General features: G+C 56.5%; 14 protein-coding genes, 2 tRNA genes and 2 rRNA genes. 5 read left to right on the forward strand and 13 right to left on the reverse strand.

Annotated elements, in window-relative coordinates; genetic code table 11:
* Positions 1 to 31 precede the first annotated feature (31 nt).
* The 10 genes from LOY68_RS27095 to LOY68_RS27140 all read right to left on the reverse strand — a co-directional run bounded on the left by LOY68_RS27095 (position 32) and on the right by LOY68_RS27140 (position 11446).
* Positions 32 to 2923 (reverse strand): 23S ribosomal RNA (locus tag LOY68_RS27095).
* 247 nt (positions 2924 to 3170) lie between these two features.
* Positions 3171 to 3246 (reverse strand) — tRNA-Ala (locus tag LOY68_RS27100).
* Positions 3247 to 3279: 33 nt separating this feature from the next.
* Positions 3280 to 3356 (reverse strand) — tRNA-Ile (locus LOY68_RS27105).
* An 82-nt stretch (positions 3357 to 3438) separates the two neighbouring features.
* A 16S ribosomal RNA gene (locus tag LOY68_RS27110) occupies positions 3439 to 4977 on the reverse strand.
* Together the 16S and 23S rRNA genes with 2 tRNA genes alongside form the textbook arrangement of a ribosomal RNA operon.
* A 486-nt stretch (positions 4978 to 5463) precedes the next feature.
* Positions 5464 to 6084: a protein-methionine-sulfoxide reductase heme-binding subunit MsrQ gene (gene msrQ, locus LOY68_RS27115; RefSeq protein WP_265040923.1), complete on the reverse strand. Its 621-nt coding sequence runs from the start codon at positions 6082 to 6084 to the stop codon at positions 5464 to 5466.
* A complete protein-coding gene (msrP, locus tag LOY68_RS27120) occupies positions 6084 to 7097 on the reverse strand; it encodes a protein-methionine-sulfoxide reductase catalytic subunit MsrP (protein ID WP_265040924.1) in 1014 nt (337 codons plus the stop codon). The genes msrQ and msrP overlap by 1 nt, the downstream gene beginning before the upstream one ends.
* A gap of 63 nt (positions 7098 to 7160) precedes the next feature.
* On the reverse strand, positions 7161 to 8018 hold the full coding sequence (pssA, locus tag LOY68_RS27125) for a CDP-diacylglycerol--serine O-phosphatidyltransferase (protein ID WP_163911846.1): 858 nt from the start codon (positions 8016 to 8018) through the stop codon (positions 7161 to 7163).
* Positions 8019 to 8162: 144 nt separating this feature from the next.
* Positions 8163 to 9179, reverse strand: coding sequence for a ketol-acid reductoisomerase (gene ilvC / locus LOY68_RS27130; RefSeq protein ID WP_007948647.1), 1017 nt, complete (start codon positions 9177 to 9179; stop codon positions 8163 to 8165).
* A 48-nt stretch (positions 9180 to 9227) separates the two neighbouring features.
* On the reverse strand, positions 9228 to 9719 hold the full coding sequence (gene ilvN / locus LOY68_RS27135; RefSeq protein WP_003176102.1) for an acetolactate synthase small subunit: 492 nt from the start codon (positions 9717 to 9719) through the stop codon (positions 9228 to 9230).
* A gap of 2 nt (positions 9720 to 9721) precedes the next feature.
* On the reverse strand, positions 9722 to 11446 hold the full coding sequence (locus LOY68_RS27140; protein WP_265040925.1) for an acetolactate synthase 3 large subunit: 1725 nt from the start codon (positions 11444 to 11446) through the stop codon (positions 9722 to 9724).
* Between the two features lie 401 nt (positions 11447 to 11847).
* On the opposite strand from LOY68_RS27140, the gene LOY68_RS27145 reads away from it, so the two are divergent.
* Positions 11848 to 12270 carry a DUF4124 domain-containing protein gene (locus LOY68_RS27145; protein WP_265040926.1) on the forward strand — a complete coding sequence of 141 codons (423 nt, stop codon included), beginning with the start codon at positions 11848 to 11850 and terminating at the stop codon, positions 12268 to 12270.
* 134 nt (positions 12271 to 12404) lie between these two features.
* Here LOY68_RS27145 and LOY68_RS27150 read toward each other — a convergent pair whose 3' ends face one another.
* From LOY68_RS27150 to mrcB, 3 genes are read right to left on the reverse strand one after another with little or no spacing between them, the layout of a single operon-like run.
* Positions 12405 to 12740, reverse strand: a complete 336-nt coding sequence (locus tag LOY68_RS27150; protein WP_054055327.1) for a YqcC family protein — start codon at positions 12738 to 12740, stop codon at positions 12405 to 12407.
* Positions 12740 to 13477, reverse strand: coding sequence for a tetratricopeptide repeat protein (locus tag LOY68_RS27155; RefSeq protein WP_054055329.1), 738 nt, complete (start codon positions 13475 to 13477; stop codon positions 12740 to 12742). Before LOY68_RS27155 ends, LOY68_RS27150 begins: the two co-directional genes overlap by 1 nt.
* Positions 13478 to 13493: 16 nt before the next feature.
* Positions 13494 to 15818 carry a penicillin-binding protein 1B gene (gene mrcB / locus LOY68_RS27160; protein WP_265040927.1) on the reverse strand — a complete coding sequence of 775 codons (2325 nt, stop codon included), beginning with the start codon at positions 15816 to 15818 and terminating at the stop codon, positions 13494 to 13496.
* Positions 15819 to 15935: 117 nt separating this feature from the next.
* Here mrcB and LOY68_RS27165 point away from each other — a divergent pair, with 117 nt between their 5' ends.
* The 4 genes from LOY68_RS27165 (at position 15936) to LOY68_RS27180 (ending at position 19290) form a co-directional block, all read left to right on the forward strand.
* On the forward strand, positions 15936 to 17492 hold the full coding sequence (locus LOY68_RS27165) for an AAA family ATPase (protein ID WP_265040928.1): 1557 nt from the start codon (positions 15936 to 15938) through the stop codon (positions 17490 to 17492).
* A 91-nt stretch (positions 17493 to 17583) separates the two neighbouring features.
* Positions 17584 to 17928 (forward strand): pentapeptide repeat-containing protein, encoded by a 345-nt coding sequence (locus LOY68_RS27170; protein ID WP_054055335.1) that lies wholly within the window; start codon positions 17584 to 17586, stop codon positions 17926 to 17928.
* Between the two features lie 273 nt (positions 17929 to 18201).
* Positions 18202 to 18474 (forward strand): TfoX/Sxy family protein, encoded by a 273-nt coding sequence (locus LOY68_RS27175; protein WP_007971093.1) that lies wholly within the window; start codon positions 18202 to 18204, stop codon positions 18472 to 18474.
* 15 nt (positions 18475 to 18489) lie between these two features.
* The gene (locus LOY68_RS27180) at positions 18490 to 19290 is read left to right on the forward strand and encodes a Crp/Fnr family transcriptional regulator (protein WP_265040929.1); all 801 of its coding nucleotides are present in this window, start codon (positions 18490 to 18492) and stop codon (positions 19288 to 19290) included.
* Positions 19291 to 19373 lie beyond the last annotated feature (83 nt).

Raw genomic sequence — 19373 nt, forward strand, 5'->3', positions numbered from 1 at the left:
GCTCGAAGCAAGCAAATTGCTTGGGTGTTATATGGTCAAGCCTCACGGGCAATTAGTATTGGTTAGCTCAACGCCTCACAGCGCTTACACACCCAACCTATCAACGTCGTAGTCTTCGACGGCCCTTCAGGGGACTCAAGGTCCCAGTGAGATCTCATCTTGAGGCTAGTTTCCCGCTTAGATGCTTTCAGCGGTTATCTATTCCGAACATAGCTACCCGGCAATGCCACTGGCGTGACAACCGGAACACCAGAGGTTCGTCCACTCCGGTCCTCTCGTACTAGGAGCAGCCCCTCTCAAATCTCAAACGTCCACGGCAGATAGGGACCGAACTGTCTCACGACGTTCTAAACCCAGCTCGCGTACCACTTTAAATGGCGAACAGCCATACCCTTGGGACCGGCTTCAGCCCCAGGATGTGATGAGCCGACATCGAGGTGCCAAACACCGCCGTCGATATGAACTCTTGGGCGGTATCAGCCTGTTATCCCCGGAGTACCTTTTATCCGTTGAGCGATGGCCCTTCCATACAGAACCACCGGATCACTAAGACCTACTTTCGTACCTGCTCGACGTGTCTGTCTCGCAGTCAAGCGCGCTTTTGCCTTTATACTCTACGACCGATTTCCGACCGGTCTGAGCGCACCTTCGTACTCCTCCGTTACTCTTTAGGAGGAGACCGCCCCAGTCAAACTACCCACCATACACTGTCCTCGATCCGGATAACGGACCTGAGTTAGAACCTCAAAGTTGCCAGGGTGGTATTTCAAGGTTGGCTCCACGCGAACTGGCGTCCACGCTTCAAAGCCTCCCACCTATCCTACACAAGCAAATTCAAAGTCCAGTGCAAAGCTATAGTAAAGGTTCACGGGGTCTTTCCGTCTAGCCGCGGATACACTGCATCTTCACAGCGATTTCAATTTCACTGAGTCTCGGGTGGAGACAGCGCCGCCATCGTTACGCCATTCGTGCAGGTCGGAACTTACCCGACAAGGAATTTCGCTACCTTAGGACCGTTATAGTTACGGCCGCCGTTTACCGGGGCTTCGATCAAGAGCTTCGCGTTAGCTAACCCCATCAATTAACCTTCCGGCACCGGGCAGGCGTCACACCCTATACGTCCACTTTCGTGTTTGCAGAGTGCTGTGTTTTTAATAAACAGTCGCAGCGGCCTGGTATCTTCGACCGGCATGGGCTTACGCAGTAAATGCTTCACCCTCACCGGCGCACCTTCTCCCGAAGTTACGGTGCCATTTTGCCTAGTTCCTTCACCCGAGTTCTCTCAAGCGCCTTGGTATTCTCTACCCAACCACCTGTGTCGGTTTGGGGTACGGTTCCTGGTTACCTGAAGCTTAGAAGCTTTTCTTGGAAGCATGGCATCAACCACTTCGTGTTCTAAAAGAACACTCGTCATCAGCTCTCGGCCTTAGAATCCCGGATTTACCTAAGATTCCAGCCTACCACCTTAAACTTGGACAACCAACGCCAAGCTGGCCTAGCCTTCTCCGTCCCTCCATCGCAATAACCAGAAGTACAGGAATATTAACCTGTTTTCCATCGACTACGCTTTTCAGCCTCGCCTTAGGGACCGACTAACCCTGCGTCGATTAACGTTGCGCAGGAAACCTTGGTCTTTCGGCGTGGGTGTTTTTCACACCCATTGTCGTTACTCATGTCAGCATTCGCACTTCTGATACCTCCAGCAAGCTTCTCAACTCACCTTCACAGGCTTACAGAACGCTCCTCTACCGCATCACCTAAGTGATACCCGTAGCTTCGGTGTATGGTTTGAGCCCCGTTACATCTTCCGCGCAGGCCGACTCGACTAGTGAGCTATTACGCTTTCTTTAAAGGGTGGCTGCTTCTAAGCCAACCTCCTAGCTGTCTAAGCCTTCCCACATCGTTTCCCACTTAACCATAACTTTGGGACCTTAGCTGACGGTCTGGGTTGTTTCCCTTTTCACGACGGACGTTAGCACCCGCCGTGTGTCTCCCATGCTCGGCACTTGTAGGTATTCGGAGTTTGCATCGGTTTGGTAAGTCGGGATGACCCCCTAGCCGAAACAGTGCTCTACCCCCTACAGTGATACATGAGGCGCTACCTAAATAGCTTTCGAGGAGAACCAGCTATCTCCGAGCTTGATTAGCCTTTCACTCCGATCCACAGGTCATCCGCTAACTTTTCAACGGTAGTCGGTTCGGTCCTCCAGTTAGTGTTACCCAACCTTCAACCTGCCCATGGATAGATCGCCCGGTTTCGGGTCTATTCCCAGCGACTAGACGCCCTATTAAGACTCGCTTTCGCTACGCCTCCCCTATTCGGTTAAGCTCGCCACTGAAAATAAGTCGCTGACCCATTATACAAAAGGTACGCAGTCACCCAACAAAGTGGGCTCCCACTGCTTGTACGCATACGGTTTCAGGATCTATTTCACTCCCCTCTCCGGGGTTCTTTTCGCCTTTCCCTCACGGTACTAGTTCACTATCGGTCAGTCAGTAGTATTTAGCCTTGGAGGATGGTCCCCCCATATTCAGACAAAGTTTCTCGTGCTCCGTCCTACTCGATTTCATGACTAAGAGATTTTCGCGTACAGGGCTATCACCCACTATGGCCGTACTTTCCAGAACGTTCCGCTAATCTCAAAGCCACTTAAGGGCTAGTCCCCGTTCGCTCGCCACTACTAAGGGAATCTCGGTTGATTTCTTTTCCTCAGGGTACTTAGATGTTTCAGTTCCCCTGGTTCGCTTCTTAAGCCTATGTATTCAGCTTAAGATACCTAACTTATGTTAGGTGGGTTCCCCCATTCAGACATCTCCGGATCAAAGTCTGTTTGCCGACTCCCCGAAGCTTTTCGCAGGCTACCACGTCTTTCATCGCCTCTGACTGCCAAGGCATCCACCGTATGCGCTTCTTCACTTGACCATATAACCCCAAGCAATCTGGTTATACTGTGAAGACGACATTCGCCGAAAATTCGAATTTCTCAACTAAGAGAACTCACAAATTTTACCTTAGCCTGATCCGTTACCAGTGAAAGTAACGTTCAGTCTATCTTTCTATCACATACCCAAATTTTTAAAGAACGATCTAATCAAAGACTAGAAATCAACATTCATCACCGTTTTGGCGGAATGCTCATTTCTAAGCTTTCAACAAACAGAAGCAGTAGTGGTGGAGCCAAACGGGATCGAACCGTTGACCTCCTGCGTGCAAGGCAGGCGCTCTCCCAGCTGAGCTATGGCCCCGTATTTCTACAGGCGTTCCCACACAAGCAAAATTGGTGGGTCTGGGCAGATTCGAACTGCCGACCTCACCCTTATCAGGGGTGCGCTCTAACCAACTGAGCTACAGACCCAATTTCGGGCTGCTTCTTATCGTCTTCTTCAATGAATCAAGCAATTCGTGTGGGAGCTCATGGAGCAGCTGATGTCGTCGATTAAGGAGGTGATCCAGCCGCAGGTTCCCCTACGGCTACCTTGTTACGACTTCACCCCAGTCATGAATCACACCGTGGTAACCGTCCTCCCGAAGGTTAGACTAGCTACTTCTGGTGCAACCCACTCCCATGGTGTGACGGGCGGTGTGTACAAGGCCCGGGAACGTATTCACCGCGACATTCTGATTCGCGATTACTAGCGATTCCGACTTCACGCAGTCGAGTTGCAGACTGCGATCCGGACTACGATCGGTTTTCTGGGATTAGCTCCACCTCGCGGCTTGGCAACCCTCTGTACCGACCATTGTAGCACGTGTGTAGCCCAGGCCGTAAGGGCCATGATGACTTGACGTCATCCCCACCTTCCTCCGGTTTGTCACCGGCAGTCTCCTTAGAGTGCCCACCTTAACGTGCTGGTAACTAAGGACAAGGGTTGCGCTCGTTACGGGACTTAACCCAACATCTCACGACACGAGCTGACGACAGCCATGCAGCACCTGTCTCAATGTTCCCGAAGGTACCAATCCATCTCTGGAAAGTTCATTGGATGTCAAGGCCTGGTAAGGTTCTTCGCGTTGCTTCGAATTAAACCACATGCTCCACCGCTTGTGCGGGCCCCCGTCAATTCATTTGAGTTTTAACCTTGCGGCCGTACTCCCCAGGCGGTCAACTTAATGCGTTAGCTGCGCCACTAAGAGCTCAAGGCTCCCAACGGCTAGTTGACATCGTTTACGGCGTGGACTACCAGGGTATCTAATCCTGTTTGCTCCCCACGCTTTCGCACCTCAGTGTCAGTATCAGTCCAGGTGGTCGCCTTCGCCACTGGTGTTCCTTCCTATATCTACGCATTTCACCGCTACACAGGAAATTCCACCACCCTCTACCATACTCTAGCTTGTCAGTTTTGAATGCAGTTCCCAGGTTGAGCCCGGGGATTTCACATCCAACTTAACAAACCACCTACGCGCGCTTTACGCCCAGTAATTCCGATTAACGCTTGCACCCTCTGTATTACCGCGGCTGCTGGCACAGAGTTAGCCGGTGCTTATTCTGTCGGTAACGTCAAAACACTTACGTATTAGGTAAATGCCCTTCCTCCCAACTTAAAGTGCTTTACAATCCGAAGACCTTCTTCACACACGCGGCATGGCTGGATCAGGCTTTCGCCCATTGTCCAATATTCCCCACTGCTGCCTCCCGTAGGAGTCTGGACCGTGTCTCAGTTCCAGTGTGACTGATCATCCTCTCAGACCAGTTACGGATCGTCGCCTTGGTGAGCCATTACCTCACCAACTAGCTAATCCGACCTAGGCTCATCTGATAGCGCAAGGCCCGAAGGTCCCCTGCTTTCTCCCGTAGGACGTATGCGGTATTAGCGTCCGTTTCCGAGCGTTATCCCCCACTACCAGGCAGATTCCTAGGCATTACTCACCCGTCCGCCGCTCGCCACCAGGTACAAGTACCCGTGCTGCCGCTCGACTTGCATGTGTTAGGCCTGCCGCCAGCGTTCAATCTGAGCCATGATCAAACTCTTCAGTTCAAACATCTTTGGGTTTTTAAGAAACCCTAAACTTGGCTCAGCAATCGTTGGTTACATCTTTGATTTCTCGCGGAGTAACTTGTGATGCTGATAATCTTGTTGACTATCAGTCTGACTCCACAAGCACCCACACGAATTGCTTGATTCAGTTGTTAAAGAGCGGTGGGTTGATTCTTTCGTCTCAACCGAGGCGCGCATTCTACAGCAGCGCCAGTTACTGTCAAGCGGTTATTTTAAGAAGTTTTCAAAGTTTCCTTTGTAACTTCAACCACTTGCGCTTTCGATCTCTCGTTAGCGGGAGGCGAATTCTACAGCATTACTCGCTGCTGTCAACACCTCTTTTTCAACTCCTTTCGTGCCTCGATGAACTGAAGCAACTCACTGCCGAAACCTGCGTAACTCTTTGTTTACCAAGGAGTTTTCCGTTTCGACTGCGCCGGAAGTGGGGCGAATTATAGACTTCCAGAATCTGCCGTCAACCCTTAATTACGCCTTTCTTGCAGAAGGTGTCTTTTTGGTCATTAAACGCGGGATTCGACGGGCTACAGGGGGCAGACGCAGCACTATCAGCAACGCACCTATAGAAGCATAGACAACCCACTCCTTCAGATCCGCACGAACGATCCACAACATATGCAGCAGCCCGAGACCGAGAATCACATAAACCAGTCGATGCAGCTTCTTCCAGCGAGCCCCCAAACGTCGCTGACTGTAACGATTGGATGTCACGGCCAGCGCCAGCAAACAAAGAAACCCCAGCGTCCCGACAATAATGTAAGGCCGCTTGCGCAACTCGACGCCCAACTGCGACCAGTCAAAACCAAGAATGAAAGCCGTATACCCACTCATATGCAGGACGACATAGGCAAAGCACCACAGCCCTAGCTGCCGCCGAACCGCCACCCACCCCGCCCAACCGGTCAACTTCTGCAGGGGCGTCATGCTCAATGTAATAAGCAGCAGGACAAGTGTCCCCAACCCCAGCCGATCAACCAGCACTTTGCCCGGATCAGGCCCCAGCACATCAGCCCAAGCCTGATACAACCAAATCAACGGCCATACCGCTGCTGCTATAAAGACGCCTATTCGCCAAAACGGAAACCGCATCAGTAGTTCTTCCGCAAATCGAGCCCTGTATATAAAGAGGCGACTTCATCCGAGTAACCATTGAACATCTGCGTGTCCCGCACATTGGGCTTGAACAGACCACTCGGCAAACGCCGCTCCCGCGCCTGGGTCCACCGCGGGTGATCGACCGTAGGGTTCACGTTCGCATAGAACCCATACTCATCCGCCGCAATGCTCTGCCAGGTCGTCTTCGGCTGTTCGCTGACCAGACTGATCCGCACGATAGATTTGACGCTCTTGAAGCCGTACTTCCACGGCACCACCAACCGCAGTGGCGCGCCATTCTGATTCGGCAATTCCCGGCCATACATGCCCACCGCAAGAATCGCCAACGGATTCATCGCCTCATCCAGGCGCAGCCCTTCCACATAAGGCCAGTCGATCAAGGCAAAACCGGAGCGCTGTCCGGGCATGACCTTAGGGTCCTCCAGCGTCTCGAAGCGAATGTATTTGGCTTTGGAGGTTGGCTCGACTTCTTTTAGTAGCGCCGAGATGGGAAAGCCTATCCAGGGAATGACCATCGACCACGCCTCCACACAGCGAAGGCGATAGATCCGCTCCTCCAACTGATAAGGCTTCATGAAGTCTTCCAGCGCATACCTTCCCGGTTTGCCCACTTCCCCGTCCACAACCACGCTCCACGGCTCGGTCTTCAGCACACCGGCATTGGCCGCCGGATCACCTTTATCCGTGCCGAACTCGTAGAAGTTGTTGTAGTGGGTCGCGTCCTTGAACGGAGTGATCGCCTCATCCTTGACGTTGACCGCCCCCCATTTAGTAGAAGGCAGCTTTTCGGCAAACCAGGAAGGCGCCTTGCCAGGCTCGACATCGGCATAACGCGCAGCATCGTCAGCATTCGCCCAACGAGGAAGACTGCTCACGGCCAACCCGGCCACGGCAGCACCGAGCACTTTACGACGAGATAGATAGAAGGATTCAGGCGTGACGTCCGACTCTAGGCAGTCGGACGCTTTGGGGACTTTGATCAGCATGGCTACTCCGCAGCATTGGAGGACAGATGCACCAACAGACTGCGGAGTATGAGGGAAATTACATCACTCGGCGTTTTTGTGCCGACGAAGACGCAACAGATATTGAACCGGGCCAGAGGCTGCATACCCGAGGAATACCAGCAGCAGAATGCGCGGCGGATCACTGAAGACCACGGCAAACACCAGCACTACGGCCAGGATCGCCACGAAAGGCACCCGCCCCTTCAAGTCCAGCTCCTTGAAGCTGTTGTACTTGATGTTACTGACCATCAACATGCCGGCAGCCGCCACCATCAACGCCACCAGGAACGACATCTTGGAACCCTGGATGCCGTAATCACTGAATGCCCAGACAATCCCCGCCACCACACCAGCGGCAGCCGGGCTGGCCAGGCCAATGAAGTAGCGCTTGTCTGCGGTGCCAACCTGGGTGTTGAACCGCGCCAGGCGCAACGCCGCGCCGGCCACATAAATGAAGGCAACCATCCAGCCGACCTTGCCCATATCACCCAGAGCCCAGCCAAAGGCCAACAACGCCGGCGCAACACCGAAGGCAACCATGTCCGACAGCGAGTCGTACTCGGCACCGAATGCGCTTTGGGTATTGGTCATGCGCGCAACCCGGCCATCCAGGCCGTCGAGCACCATGGCGACGAAAATCGCGATGGCGGCGAATGCAAAATACTTGCTCGCATTGACCGAGTCACCGGCGCTCAGGGCGGCCTGTGCACTCATCGAATTGATGATGGAGTAGAACCCTGCGAACAGATTCGCAGTGGTAAAAAGATTCGGCAGAAGATAGATACCACGATGCCGGACTTTACGACCTTCAGCGTCATGCCCTTCCTCGATGTGTTCATCGATGGGCAGCAGACTTTCGGCGTCAGGAGCCTTGTTTGGCTCTTCGGGACGTTCGCTCATGGACATTACCTTGCAACAGGGTGGAAAGTTTCGACAGGTGTCTGGGACGACGGTTCGGCCGCAAACGATGCAGCTTTATACCAGAACCGGCGATCCAAACGAAAAAACGCGGCCTAGGCCGCGTTTTCCGTACAAGCGTGCGACTTAGTTTTTGGCTTTGTCGACGATCTTGTTGGCACCGATCCACGGCATCATGGAGCGCAGTTGCTCGCCGATGATTTCGATACCGTGAGCGGCGTTGTTACGACGCTTGGCGGTCATCGAAGGATAGCCGGTTGCGCCTTCGCTGATAAACATCTTGGCATATTCGCCGTCCTGAATACGTTTCAGGGCGTTGCGCATAGCCTGACGGGATTCGGCGTTGATCACTTCCGGACCGGTCACGTACTCGCCGTACTCAGCGTTGTTGGAGATCGAGTAGTTCATGTTGGCGATGCCGCCTTCGTACATGAGGTCAACGATCAGTTTCAGTTCGTGCAGGCATTCGAAGTAGGCCATTTCCGGCGCGTAGCCAGCTTCAACCAGGGTTTCGAAACCGGCTTTAACCAGTTCAACGGTGCCGCCGCACAGAACGGCTTGTTCGCCGAACAGGTCGGTTTCGGTCTCGTCCTTGAAAGTGGTTTCGATGATGCCGGTACGACCGCCACCAACGCCAGCGGCGTAGGACAGTGCAACGTTTTTGGCGTTGCCCGAAGCATCCTGGTAGATAGCGATCAGGTCAGGGATACCGCCGCCTTTGACGAACTCGGAACGCACGGTGTGGCCCGGTGCTTTCGGCGCGATCATGATCACGTCGAGGTCAGCGCGCGGAACAACCTGGTTGTAGTGGATCGCGAAGCCGTGGGAGAAGGCCAGGGTGGCGCCTTTCTTGATGTTCGGCTCGATTTCGTTCTTGTACAAAGCAGACTGGAACTCGTCCGGGGTCAGGATCATGACCAGGTCGGCAGCAGCAACAGCGGAAGCAACGTCAGTCACTTTCAGGCCGTGAGCTTCGGCTTTGGCAACAGTGGCCGAACCTTTACGCAGACCAACAGTAACGTCAACGCCGGAGTCTTTCAGGTTGCACGCTTGAGCGTGGCCCTGGGAACCGTAACCGATGATGGCAACTTTCTTGCCCTGGATGATCGACAGGTCGCAGTCTTTTTCGTAATAAACTTTCATGAAATTCCCCTATATATCCAGGCCGTTCAGGCCATTCGCTAATTTGGTTTAGATGCTGAGTACTTTGTCGCCGCGAGCAATGCCGGTTACGCCGCTACGGACGGTTTCCAGAATCGAGGCGGTGCCGATGGACTGAATGAAGCTGTCGAGCTTGTCGCTGGTACCGGTCAGTTGAACGGTATACACGCTGGCGCTGACATCGACGATCTGCCCACGGTAAATATCGGTAGTGCGCTTGATCTCGGCGCGCTGGGCGCCAGTGGCCTTGACCTTGACCAGCATCAGTTCGCGCTCGATGTGAGCACTCTCCGACAGGTCGACCAATTTGACCACTTCGATCAGCTTGTTCAGGTTCTTGGTGATCTGCTCGATCACTTCATCATGGCCGACAGTGGTCAACGTCAGGCGCGACAGGGTCGGGTCTTCGGTCGGTGCCACGGTCAGGCTTTCGATGTTGTAGTTGCGCTGCGAAAACAGGCCGACTACACGAGACAGAGCGCCAGGTTCGTTTTCCAGAAGCAAGGAAATAATGTGCCGCATGATTAAGTACGCTCCGTCTTGCTCAGCCACATATCGCGCATGGAGCCGTCTTTGATCTGCATCGGGTAGACGTGCTCACTGGTGTCGACCGAAACATCGATGATCACCAGGCGATCCTTCATGGCGAACGCTTCTTCCATCTTCGACTTCAAATCTTTCGATTCGGTGATGCGTACGCCGACGTGACCATAGGCCTCGGCCAGCTTGACGAAGTCAGGCAACGATTCCATGTAGGAGTGCGAGTGACGGCTGCCGTAACTCATGTCTTGCCACTGGCGAACCATACCCAGAACACCGTTGTTCAGGATGACGATTTTGACCGGCAAGCCATATTGCAGACAGGTGGACAGTTCCTGGATGTTCATCTGGATGCTGCCCTCGCCCGTCACGCAGACGACGTCGGCATCCGGGAAGCTCAACTTGATGCCCATGGCCGCCGGAAAACCGAAGCCCATGGTGCCCAGGCCGCCGGAGTTGATCCAGCGGTTCGGCTTGTTGAACTTGTAGTACTGCGCCGCGAACATCTGGTGCTGGCCCACGTCGGACGCAACATAAGCATCGCCCTTGGTCACTTCGCACAAGGTTTCGACCACGGTCTGCGGCTTGATGACGCTGCCGTCGCCCTTGTCGTAAGGGAACAGGCCGCGATCACCGCGCCACTCATCAACCTGCTTCCACCAACTGGCCACGGACTCCTTGTTCGGGGGCTCGCCGATTTCCTTGAGGATCGCGACCATTTCGGTCAGGACACTCTCGACCGGACCGACGATCGGTACGTCGGCCTTGATGGTCTTGGAGATCGAAGCCGGGTCGATGTCGATGTGAATGATCTTGGCGTTCGGGCAGAACTTCGCCGGGCCGTTGATCACACGGTCATCGAAACGCGCACCGACTGCCAGGATCACATCGGCATGGTGCATTGCCAGGTTGGCGGTGTAGCTGCCGTGCATGCCGAGCATGCCGATGAACTGACGGTCGGTGCCAGGGTAGGCACCCAGGCCCATCAGGGTATTGGTCACTGGCAGGTTGAGCATCTTCGCCAATTCGGTCAGCGGCGCGGAGCCACCACCGAGGATCACGCCGCCACCTGCGTACATCACAGGACGCTTGGCCGCCAGGAGCATCTCTGCTGCCTTGCGGATTTGCCCGGAGTGACCGCGAACGGCCGGGCTGTAGGAACGCAGCTTGGCTTTTTTCGGGAAGACGTATTCGAACTTCTCGGCCGGGTTGGTCATGTCTTTCGGAATATCGACAACGACCGGACCAGGACGACCGGATTGCGCCAGGTAGAACGCTTTCTTCATGACTTCCGGGATTTCCGAGGCGTGCTTGATCATGAAGCTGTGCTTCACGATCGGCCGGGAGATACCGATCATGTCGGTTTCCTGGAACGCGTCGGTGCCTACCATGGTGCTAGGCACCTGGCCGGAAATGACCACCATTGGAATGGAGTCCATATAGGCAGTGGCGATACCGGTGATGGCGTTTGTTGCGCCAGGACCGGAAGTCACCAGTACCACGCCGGCTTTACCGGTGGCACGGGCATAGCCGTCAGCCATATGGGTAGCCGCTTGTTCGTGACGAACCAGGATGTGGGTCACTTCCGGTTCTTTGAACAGGGCATCGTAGACATGAAGAAGAGCACCACCCGGGTACCCGTAAATATATTTGACGCCTTCGTCACGCAAAAAGCGGACGAGCATCTCACCGCCAGATAAAAGCTCCACGTTGTTCACCTCTAAAACGCCAGAATACCGTCCACACAAAAAAGGACGGGTCTTAATAGGTTTACTTCTCGGCAGAGCATGAGCGACGGTGGTCGCCGACTACGTCAGCACTGACTGAGCAAGTATTGGGATCGTCCCAAGTGTTGCGGGGCTTTCCCACCCAGCGCGAGGTAACGCGTTGCGGGTGTTACAGGTCGGCGCGGGTATGCGCCTCATGATCTGCCGAGTGGGCCTGCTTCTGGCAGTCCCTCTACAGCGGACTTTGGATTCTTCTGTTTCGTCCCCTGCAAGTCAAGTCGTCTATGTGCTTTATTGTAAGTAAGCACATGAGAACGCAAGAAAAAACCCGTAAACCTCGCGTGTGTTAGCTTCAATTGCGCAACTTATGACAAGGAAATGGCATGCGTACGTTCTTCTTCACCGCCAGTCTGCTGATCAGCCTGAGCCCTTTGTGCATGGCCGCGCAGATCTACAAGTGGGTCGACGCCCAAGGCGTGACTCACTTCGATGCCCAGCCGCCCCAAGGCCAGCAGACCACCACGGTGGTCACGCCCGCCGCACCCACCGGCAAACCGCCCGCACCTGAGCGCAGCAATGTGCTCGGCGATCAGCAGGCCATCGACAAGACGGTTAAAAAGCAGGTGGCCGAGCAGCAAGCCCAGCTCAAGGTGTTCTGTGAGCAGGCGCGGACGAACCTTGCTCAACTGCAGAACAATCCGCGACTACGGGAAGAGGTCGATGGCGAGATGCAACGCCTGACTGACCAGACACGTCAGGAGCGTATTACCGAGGCACAGAAACAGATTGCGGATAACTGCCAATAACGCTCTCTGTAGGAGCTGTCGAGTGAAACGAGGCTGCGATCTTTTGATGTTTTTTTTAGGAGCAAGATCAAAAGATCGCAGCCTCGTTTCACTCGACAGCTCCTACGTGCTCCTACGGGCTCCTGCGCAGCGCGTTAGCGAGAGGCGGTGATCAGCAGGTCAAACTCTTTGAGCAGAACCTGAAGCTGCCGATCCTTGCCCTGAACGTTGCGGGCGGCGAAGACCATTTCGGCCATCTCCTGAATGCCCGACGCATTGGGCAATGGCAGATCCTGCTCGAGGATCGCCTTCATGCGCGGCAGGAAAATCCATTGCAGCCATTGCTCGAAGTCCAGGGTGTCGACCGAAAACGGCTCGACACTCGACAACGCTTCAGCACTCGGCGCGACTTCGTCCCACCAGCCCTGAATCCGCAGCTCACGCTCGATCAGCAGCAACTGCTCGGCAATCTTTGGGAAACGTGCATCCATCACAGCGAAACCTTGGCCTTCTGACGTGCCTGCGAAGCACCCGCGGAATCACCCTGTTTCTCACGCGCCTGAGCGATCAATTCCCACAGGCTGGCTTGAAGATCCGGGCGGCCATTGGCAAACGTCAGCCCACGACGAGCGAACTGCTCGGCTTGCGGCGCATCGCCTTGGGCCATGCGCACTTGCGCCAGGCGATAAAGCACTTGCGGCTCACGCGGCGCCACACGCTGGGCGCGCTCCAGGCTGGAAGATGCACCGTTGAGGTCGCCAGTGGCCTGTTGCTGTTGAGCGGTGGTCAGCAGCGCCAACACTGGGCCATCGAGCTGTTCATCGGCAGACAAACCGCCACCGGTACTGGCCGACGGAATTCCGCTCGGCGTCGATGGCATGCTGTAGCTGCCCTGATTGACCGGCGCGGACTGAACCGGCGACGTATCAATCGGACCTGGGGTAATCGGGCCCGGCGTGATCGGCGACGTGCTGATCGGTGCCGAGGAAACCGCGCCCCCCCCCGGAACCATCACCACCACACCGGTATCGCCTTGCGGGATCGCCTGGGTCTGGGCTTGTGCAGGACGTTTCACGGTGGTCTGACGGAAACCGCCATTCGCCGAAATCCGCTCACTGTTCGACACTGCGCTGCCGGAATCCACAACCGGGATCGAGCCGCGCTGTACGCTGGAGCAACCGCTGAGCAAAGCCACGGCGGTAACCGCTGGAATCAACCACTTGTTCACTTGAAACCCTCTTTGCTTAATTCATCCAGCCCTTGACCCAATCCATCACGGTTTCGCCGGAAGCAGGGGTTTCCCCACCGCAAGCGGCGCCGGGAGGCGGTTCGCTGCCGCGAATATACGGCATCTGCACCGCACCTGGGCAGTTGGCATCAGAGCCTTGCCCGGTGCGCGAATCTACCCACGCCTGAACGATGTTATCCGGCTGCGGCATGTCCAGCGGCAGCGGATCGGCCTTGCGCATGAAACTGGTCCAGACCTGCAACGCACCGGTAGCGCCGGTAAACGGCGTCTTGCCGTTATCGTCGCGCCCCAGCCACACCACCGCCAGCAGATCCTGACTGAAACCGGCGAACCAGCTGTCGCGGGAATCGTTACTGGTACCAGTCTTGCCCGCCAGCGTCAGGGTCTTGGGCAGCACGTTATAAACCGAACTGCCGGTGCCTTCACGCATCACCCGCTGCATGGCGCTCTGGATCAGGAAGATCGACGCCGGATCAAACCGCTGCTGGATCTGGAACGGATAACGCTTGAGCGGCTCGCCCTCGGCGGTCAGTACGCTGCGGATCCCGCGCATCGGCGTGTTGAAACCGCCGTTGGCCAGGGTCTGGTACATGGTTGCGACTTCCATAGGCGTCAAGCCACCCGCGCCCAACAGCATCGATGGGAACGCCGGGAACTCACGAGTCACACCCAGTCGCGCCAAGGTTTTGAGGACATTCGGCACGCCCAGTTCCAGCCCGAGACGCGCAGTCGACAGGTTGTAGGAATGCGCCAGCCCCTGGTACAGGAACACTGTGCCGTGGGAGCGACGATCGTAGTTCTGCGGTTTCCAGACCTGACCGTCCGCGCCCTTCACCGAGAAGGCATCGTCGGACAGCCAACTGGTCAAGCTGTACTGGCTGGGTTTCTCAAGCGCGGTCAGGTACACCGCCGGCTTGATCAACGAACCGATCGGTCGCACCGCATCCAGCGCACGGTTGAAACCGGCAAAGCTTGCCTGGCGACTGCCGATCATCGCCTGGACTTCACCGGTTTCCGGGTTGGTCACGACCATCGCCGCTTCGACATCATCCGAACCTTTGCGCCCGGCCAGTCGTTTAAAGGTGTCATTGACCGAGGCTTCGGCTTTCATCTGCAGAATCGGGTCGAAACTGGTGAAAATCCGCAGGCCTTCTTCGGTCAAGTCTTCGTCGCGATAGTCTTCACGCAACTGGCGTTTGACCAAGTCGATAAAGCCCGGGAACGAGCTGTCGGCCAACTTGCCACGCGTGGTCACGCCCAATGGCATGGCCTTGGCCGCAGCAACTTGCTCGGCAGTGGCAACGCCTTGTTGCTCAAGTACGTCGAGCACCAGATTGCGTCGCTCCAGCGCACGTTCCGGGTTGCGACGCGGGTTGTAATAGGACGGGCCCTTGACCATGCCCACCAGCAACGCGACCTGATGCAGTTTCAGTTCGGACAACGGCTGGCCGAAGAAGAACTGGCTGGCCAGACCGAAACCGTGCACCGCGCGCTGACCGTCCTGACCGACAAACACTTCATTGAGGTAAGCCTCAAGAATCTCGCGCTTGTCGTAATGCAGCTCGAGCAGCATCGCCATCATGGCTTCGGTAAGTTTGCGGGTCAGGCTGCGTTCGCTGGTCAGGTAGAAGTTCTTGACCAATTGTTGCGTCAGCGTACTGCCACCCTGGGTCATCTTGCCGCCCGAGGTGTTGACGTAAACGGCCCGGGCAATCGACTTCGGCGACACGCCCCAGTGGTGATAGAAATCCCGGTCTTCCACGGCGACCAGGGTTTCCAGCAGATACGGCGGGACCTGATCGATTTTGATCAGGATCCGGTCTTCGAGGTTTTTCGGGTAAATGCCGCCGATCATCAGCGGCTCCAGGCGCACCACGGACAGCTTCGAGCCGTTGGTCGCCGAAAGTTCGGCCACGTAGTCGCCGGAGAACCGCACGCGCACAGGCTGGGCTTTTTCCAGGCCTTCATAGAACTGGAAGCCACGGGTATTCAGGTCGACGGTATTGCCGTTGACCGCCGCAGCGCCGGGGCCGTTGCTCACGGCTTCGCGGCGGTAGCCCAAGGCGTCGAGTTCGGTGAGGAAGTCTTCCTTGCTCAGCTTCTGGCCGGTGAACAGCTCCAGCGGACGCGCGTACACCTTGGCCGGGATGGTCCAGCGCTTGCCGGAGAATTTCTCCTGGACGATGGCGTCCAGGTAAACCGCGAACCCGGCGAGCACGACGAGGCCGACCAGGCTGAGTTTAATGGCCCAGCTCAACCACGGCCCAAGGCCCTTGGATGGTGGTTTTTTTTTGCTGCGGGGGGATCGAGTTCGAGTCATGGCGGCGGATTATACGCACTTTATTCATACTCAACAGGAGCCCGCCGAGGTTTGCGTCAGGCGGACTTGCGGCCATAATGGCGACCTTGAATTTTCCCCGACTCTGAAGGATCGCCTGTGAGCCAGTCCCTGATCGCCGCCCTGCAAAACCCGGCCCTCTACCCGCATCCCGTTGACGGGTTCCAGGTCATCGAGACCCATATCTCCTGGGTCATCCTCACGGGTCCCTTTGCTTATAAAGTGAAGAAACCGATGAATTTCGGCTTCCTCGACTTCACCAGCCTCGAAGATCGCGAACATTTCTGCGCTGAAGAGCTGCGTCTGAACCAGCGCCTGACCAATGATTTGTATCTTGAAGTGTTGCCGATTACCGGCAGTGCCGAAGCCCCGCAATTTGGCGGCGATGGCCCGGCCATCGAATTCGCGCTGAAGATGCGTCAGTTCCCGCAAAGCCAGTTGCTCAGCACGCTGCAAGCCAACGGTGAATTGACCACCGCGCACATCGACGAAATGGCCGAGCAAATCGCGCAGTTCCACCTCACTGCACCGAAAGTACCGGCTGAACACGACGCCGGCACCCCGGACAGCGTCATGGCGCCGGTACGCCAGAACTTTGAACAGATCCGCCCATTCCTCAGCGACAAGGCTGATCTGCTGCAACTGGAAGCCTTGCAAGCCTGGGCCGAAAGCAGCTTCGAACGCCTCAAGCCGCTGTTTGCCCAACGCAAGGCAGACGGTTTCACCCGCGAATGCCACGGTGACATTCACCTCGGCAACGCCACCGTGATCGACGGCAAGGTCGTGATCTTCGACTGCATCGAGTTCAACGAGCCGTTCCGCTTCACCGACGTCTACGCCGACACCGGTTTCCTGGCGATGGACCTGGAAGACCGTGGCCTGAAAAGCATGGCCCGTCGTTTCATCAGCCAGTATCTGGAACTGACCGGCGATTATCAGGGCCTTGAAGTGCTGAACTTCTATAAAGCCTACCGCGCCCTGGTTCGCGCCAAGGTTGCCCTGTTCAGCATGCCGGCCGAGGCCGATCCGGTGCAGCGCGCCACCACCCTACGCCAATATCGCAACTACGCGAACCTGGCCGAAAGCTACAGCACCATCCCTTCGCGCTTCCTGTCGATTACCCACGGCGTTTCCGCTGTCGGCAAAAGCCGCGTGGCCATGCGCCTGGTAGAAGCGCTCGGTGCGATCCGCCTGCGCTCGGATGTTGAACGCAAGCGTCTGTTTGGCGAGCAAACCGTACCGAACGATCCACAGGCCGGCATCTACAGTGCTGACGCCAGTGCCGCGACCTACACCCGCCTGCATGAAATCGCCGGCGTGATCCTGCGGGCCGGTTTCCCGGTCGTGATCGATGCCACCTACCTCAAGCGCGACCAGCGTGACGGCGCGGCAAAAATTGCCGAAGCCACTGGCGCACCGTTCCTGATCCTGGACTGCAACGCGCCGCAAGCCGTGATCGAGGGCTGGCTGGCCCTGCGTCAGGCAGAGAAAACCGATCCGTCCGACGCCAACCTGGCCGTTATCGCCGCCCAGCAAGCCAGCCGTGAAGCGCTGACGCCTGCCGAGATTCTGTGCAGCAAGCGCGTGCAGACCAATGAAAGCGGGACCCTCGACACCGTCGTGGCGCAGATTCGCCAGCGCATGCCAGGCCTGTAAGAAACTATTTCAGCCGTGGAGCCCTCGCCGGCTTCACGGCTGTCAAATAGTGGCACTATACTGGCGTCATAAAACCAACAGGTGATGTGACATGAGCCAGCCGAAACTTCTCGACACCCCGCTTTATGCCTTGCTGCACAAAGACGACATCACAGGTTTCAACAAGGAACGCCCTGCGGACGGCCCGATCGACATGGTCGGTGGCGACTTCCGTGGTCTCGACCTGCGCGAGCTGAACGCCGATGGCGTTGATTTCACCGACGCGTATTTCCGTTCCGCCGACTTGCGCGGCATCGACTTTCGCAATGCATCCCTGGAAGGCGCGAGCCTGGCCCACGCGCAAATCTCCGGCGCCTACTTCCCGCCCGAGCTGAGTGCCGACGAGATTCTGATGTCGATGAATTTCGGTACGCGCCTGCGTTATCGCACTCGCTAATCCCCTGACACGACGCAATCCCTGTGGGAGCGGGCTTGCTCGCGAAAGCGGCTTAACCTTCAACATTCATTTCGCCTGACACACCGCCTTCGCGAGCAAGCCCGCTCCCACAAGGGTTTGCGCCGCCCTCCTCTACTGCATTCGCAGCCCCTTCGAACGCGCTTCTTAGAAGCTTTTGCGCCGAAACCGACCAAACAATCACGCTTTTCCTACTGATGGCTACACTCCTCAAAGGCTCGCCCACGCACCGTTCGGCCGTCGCAAGGAGGCTTGATGAATGATGAACTGCAACACCTGAAGAATCTTGGCAAGACGTCTGCACAGTGGCTGCATGCCGTGGGCATCCACAGTGCCTCGGACTTGCGTCGCTTGGGGGCGGTGGACGCTTATCGGGCCGTGCGCACGCGCGGGTTCCGGGCGTCCAAGGTGTTGCTGTATGCGATCGAAGGCGCGCTGATGGATGTGCACTGGAACGACATCCCCGCCGAACGCAAGGAAGCCTTGAATAAACAACTGGAAGCCATCTCTTCACGTCACAAGAATTGAACAGGCGCCATTGCCATGTACCTGCTCGGGGAACAACCGGCTTACGCCGACGCACTGATCAACCGCCTGCAAAACATGCCTGCCCGGTTGCTGGAGGGGTTATCACCCTGCGGCCCGGCCCTGGGGCTGCCTGCCGTTGACGACCTCGCAAAGGCATTGCCCGGCGATCAGTTGTTCTTGCTCGACAGCGGCTTGCTGCATGGCTGCGTCGATGAGCGCGCGCTGTTCTATCTGCATGAAGGTGACTTGGTCGGCCTGCGCCAGGACGCTGAACTGCCCTCTTGCCGCTTGCGCAGCGACGGCCCGTTGTCCCTGATTCCTTTCCTGCGTACCGAAGTGTTCCAGCATATTTATGCCGATCCACAGCGTTCGGAGTTGTTCCTGCAATACCTCGCTGGCCAGTCCTCCCTGTTGTCCGACGCCATCGCGCGCCTGAAACCACCCGAGTTTCGCAGTACCCACGGCTTCCAGCGCGTGGCCAGGGGCGAAGTGCTGATTCAGCAAGGCGATGAGGCGGACCATGTGTTCGTCATCATCGAAGGCCACGCCGAAGCGTTTGTCGACGGATATAAAGTCGGCGATGTGCCCAAGGATGAGATTTTCGGCGCTATGGCCGTGTTCACTGGCGAGAAGCGCAATGCCAGTGTCATCACCAGCGAACCGAGCACGGTGATACTGATTCCCAAGGATCAGTTTCTAAGCCTGACGCAAAACAATCCAAAGATCGCTCACAGCCTGATCGAGAGCATGGCGCGGCGCATCGGGCTGCTGAACAAGCAGATCACCCAACTGAGCGCAGCCAAGCCTTCAGGCTGAAGCCCAGTAAATACGGGGCTTACAGACGAATTCAAAATTAATCAGAAAACAGCGGTTGACTTGGTAATGAGAATCGCTATGAT

The sequence above is a fragment of the Pseudomonas sp. B21-053 genome, from assembly GCF_026016365.1.
Lineage (GTDB): Bacteria > Pseudomonadota > Gammaproteobacteria > Pseudomonadales > Pseudomonadaceae > Aquipseudomonas > Aquipseudomonas nunensis.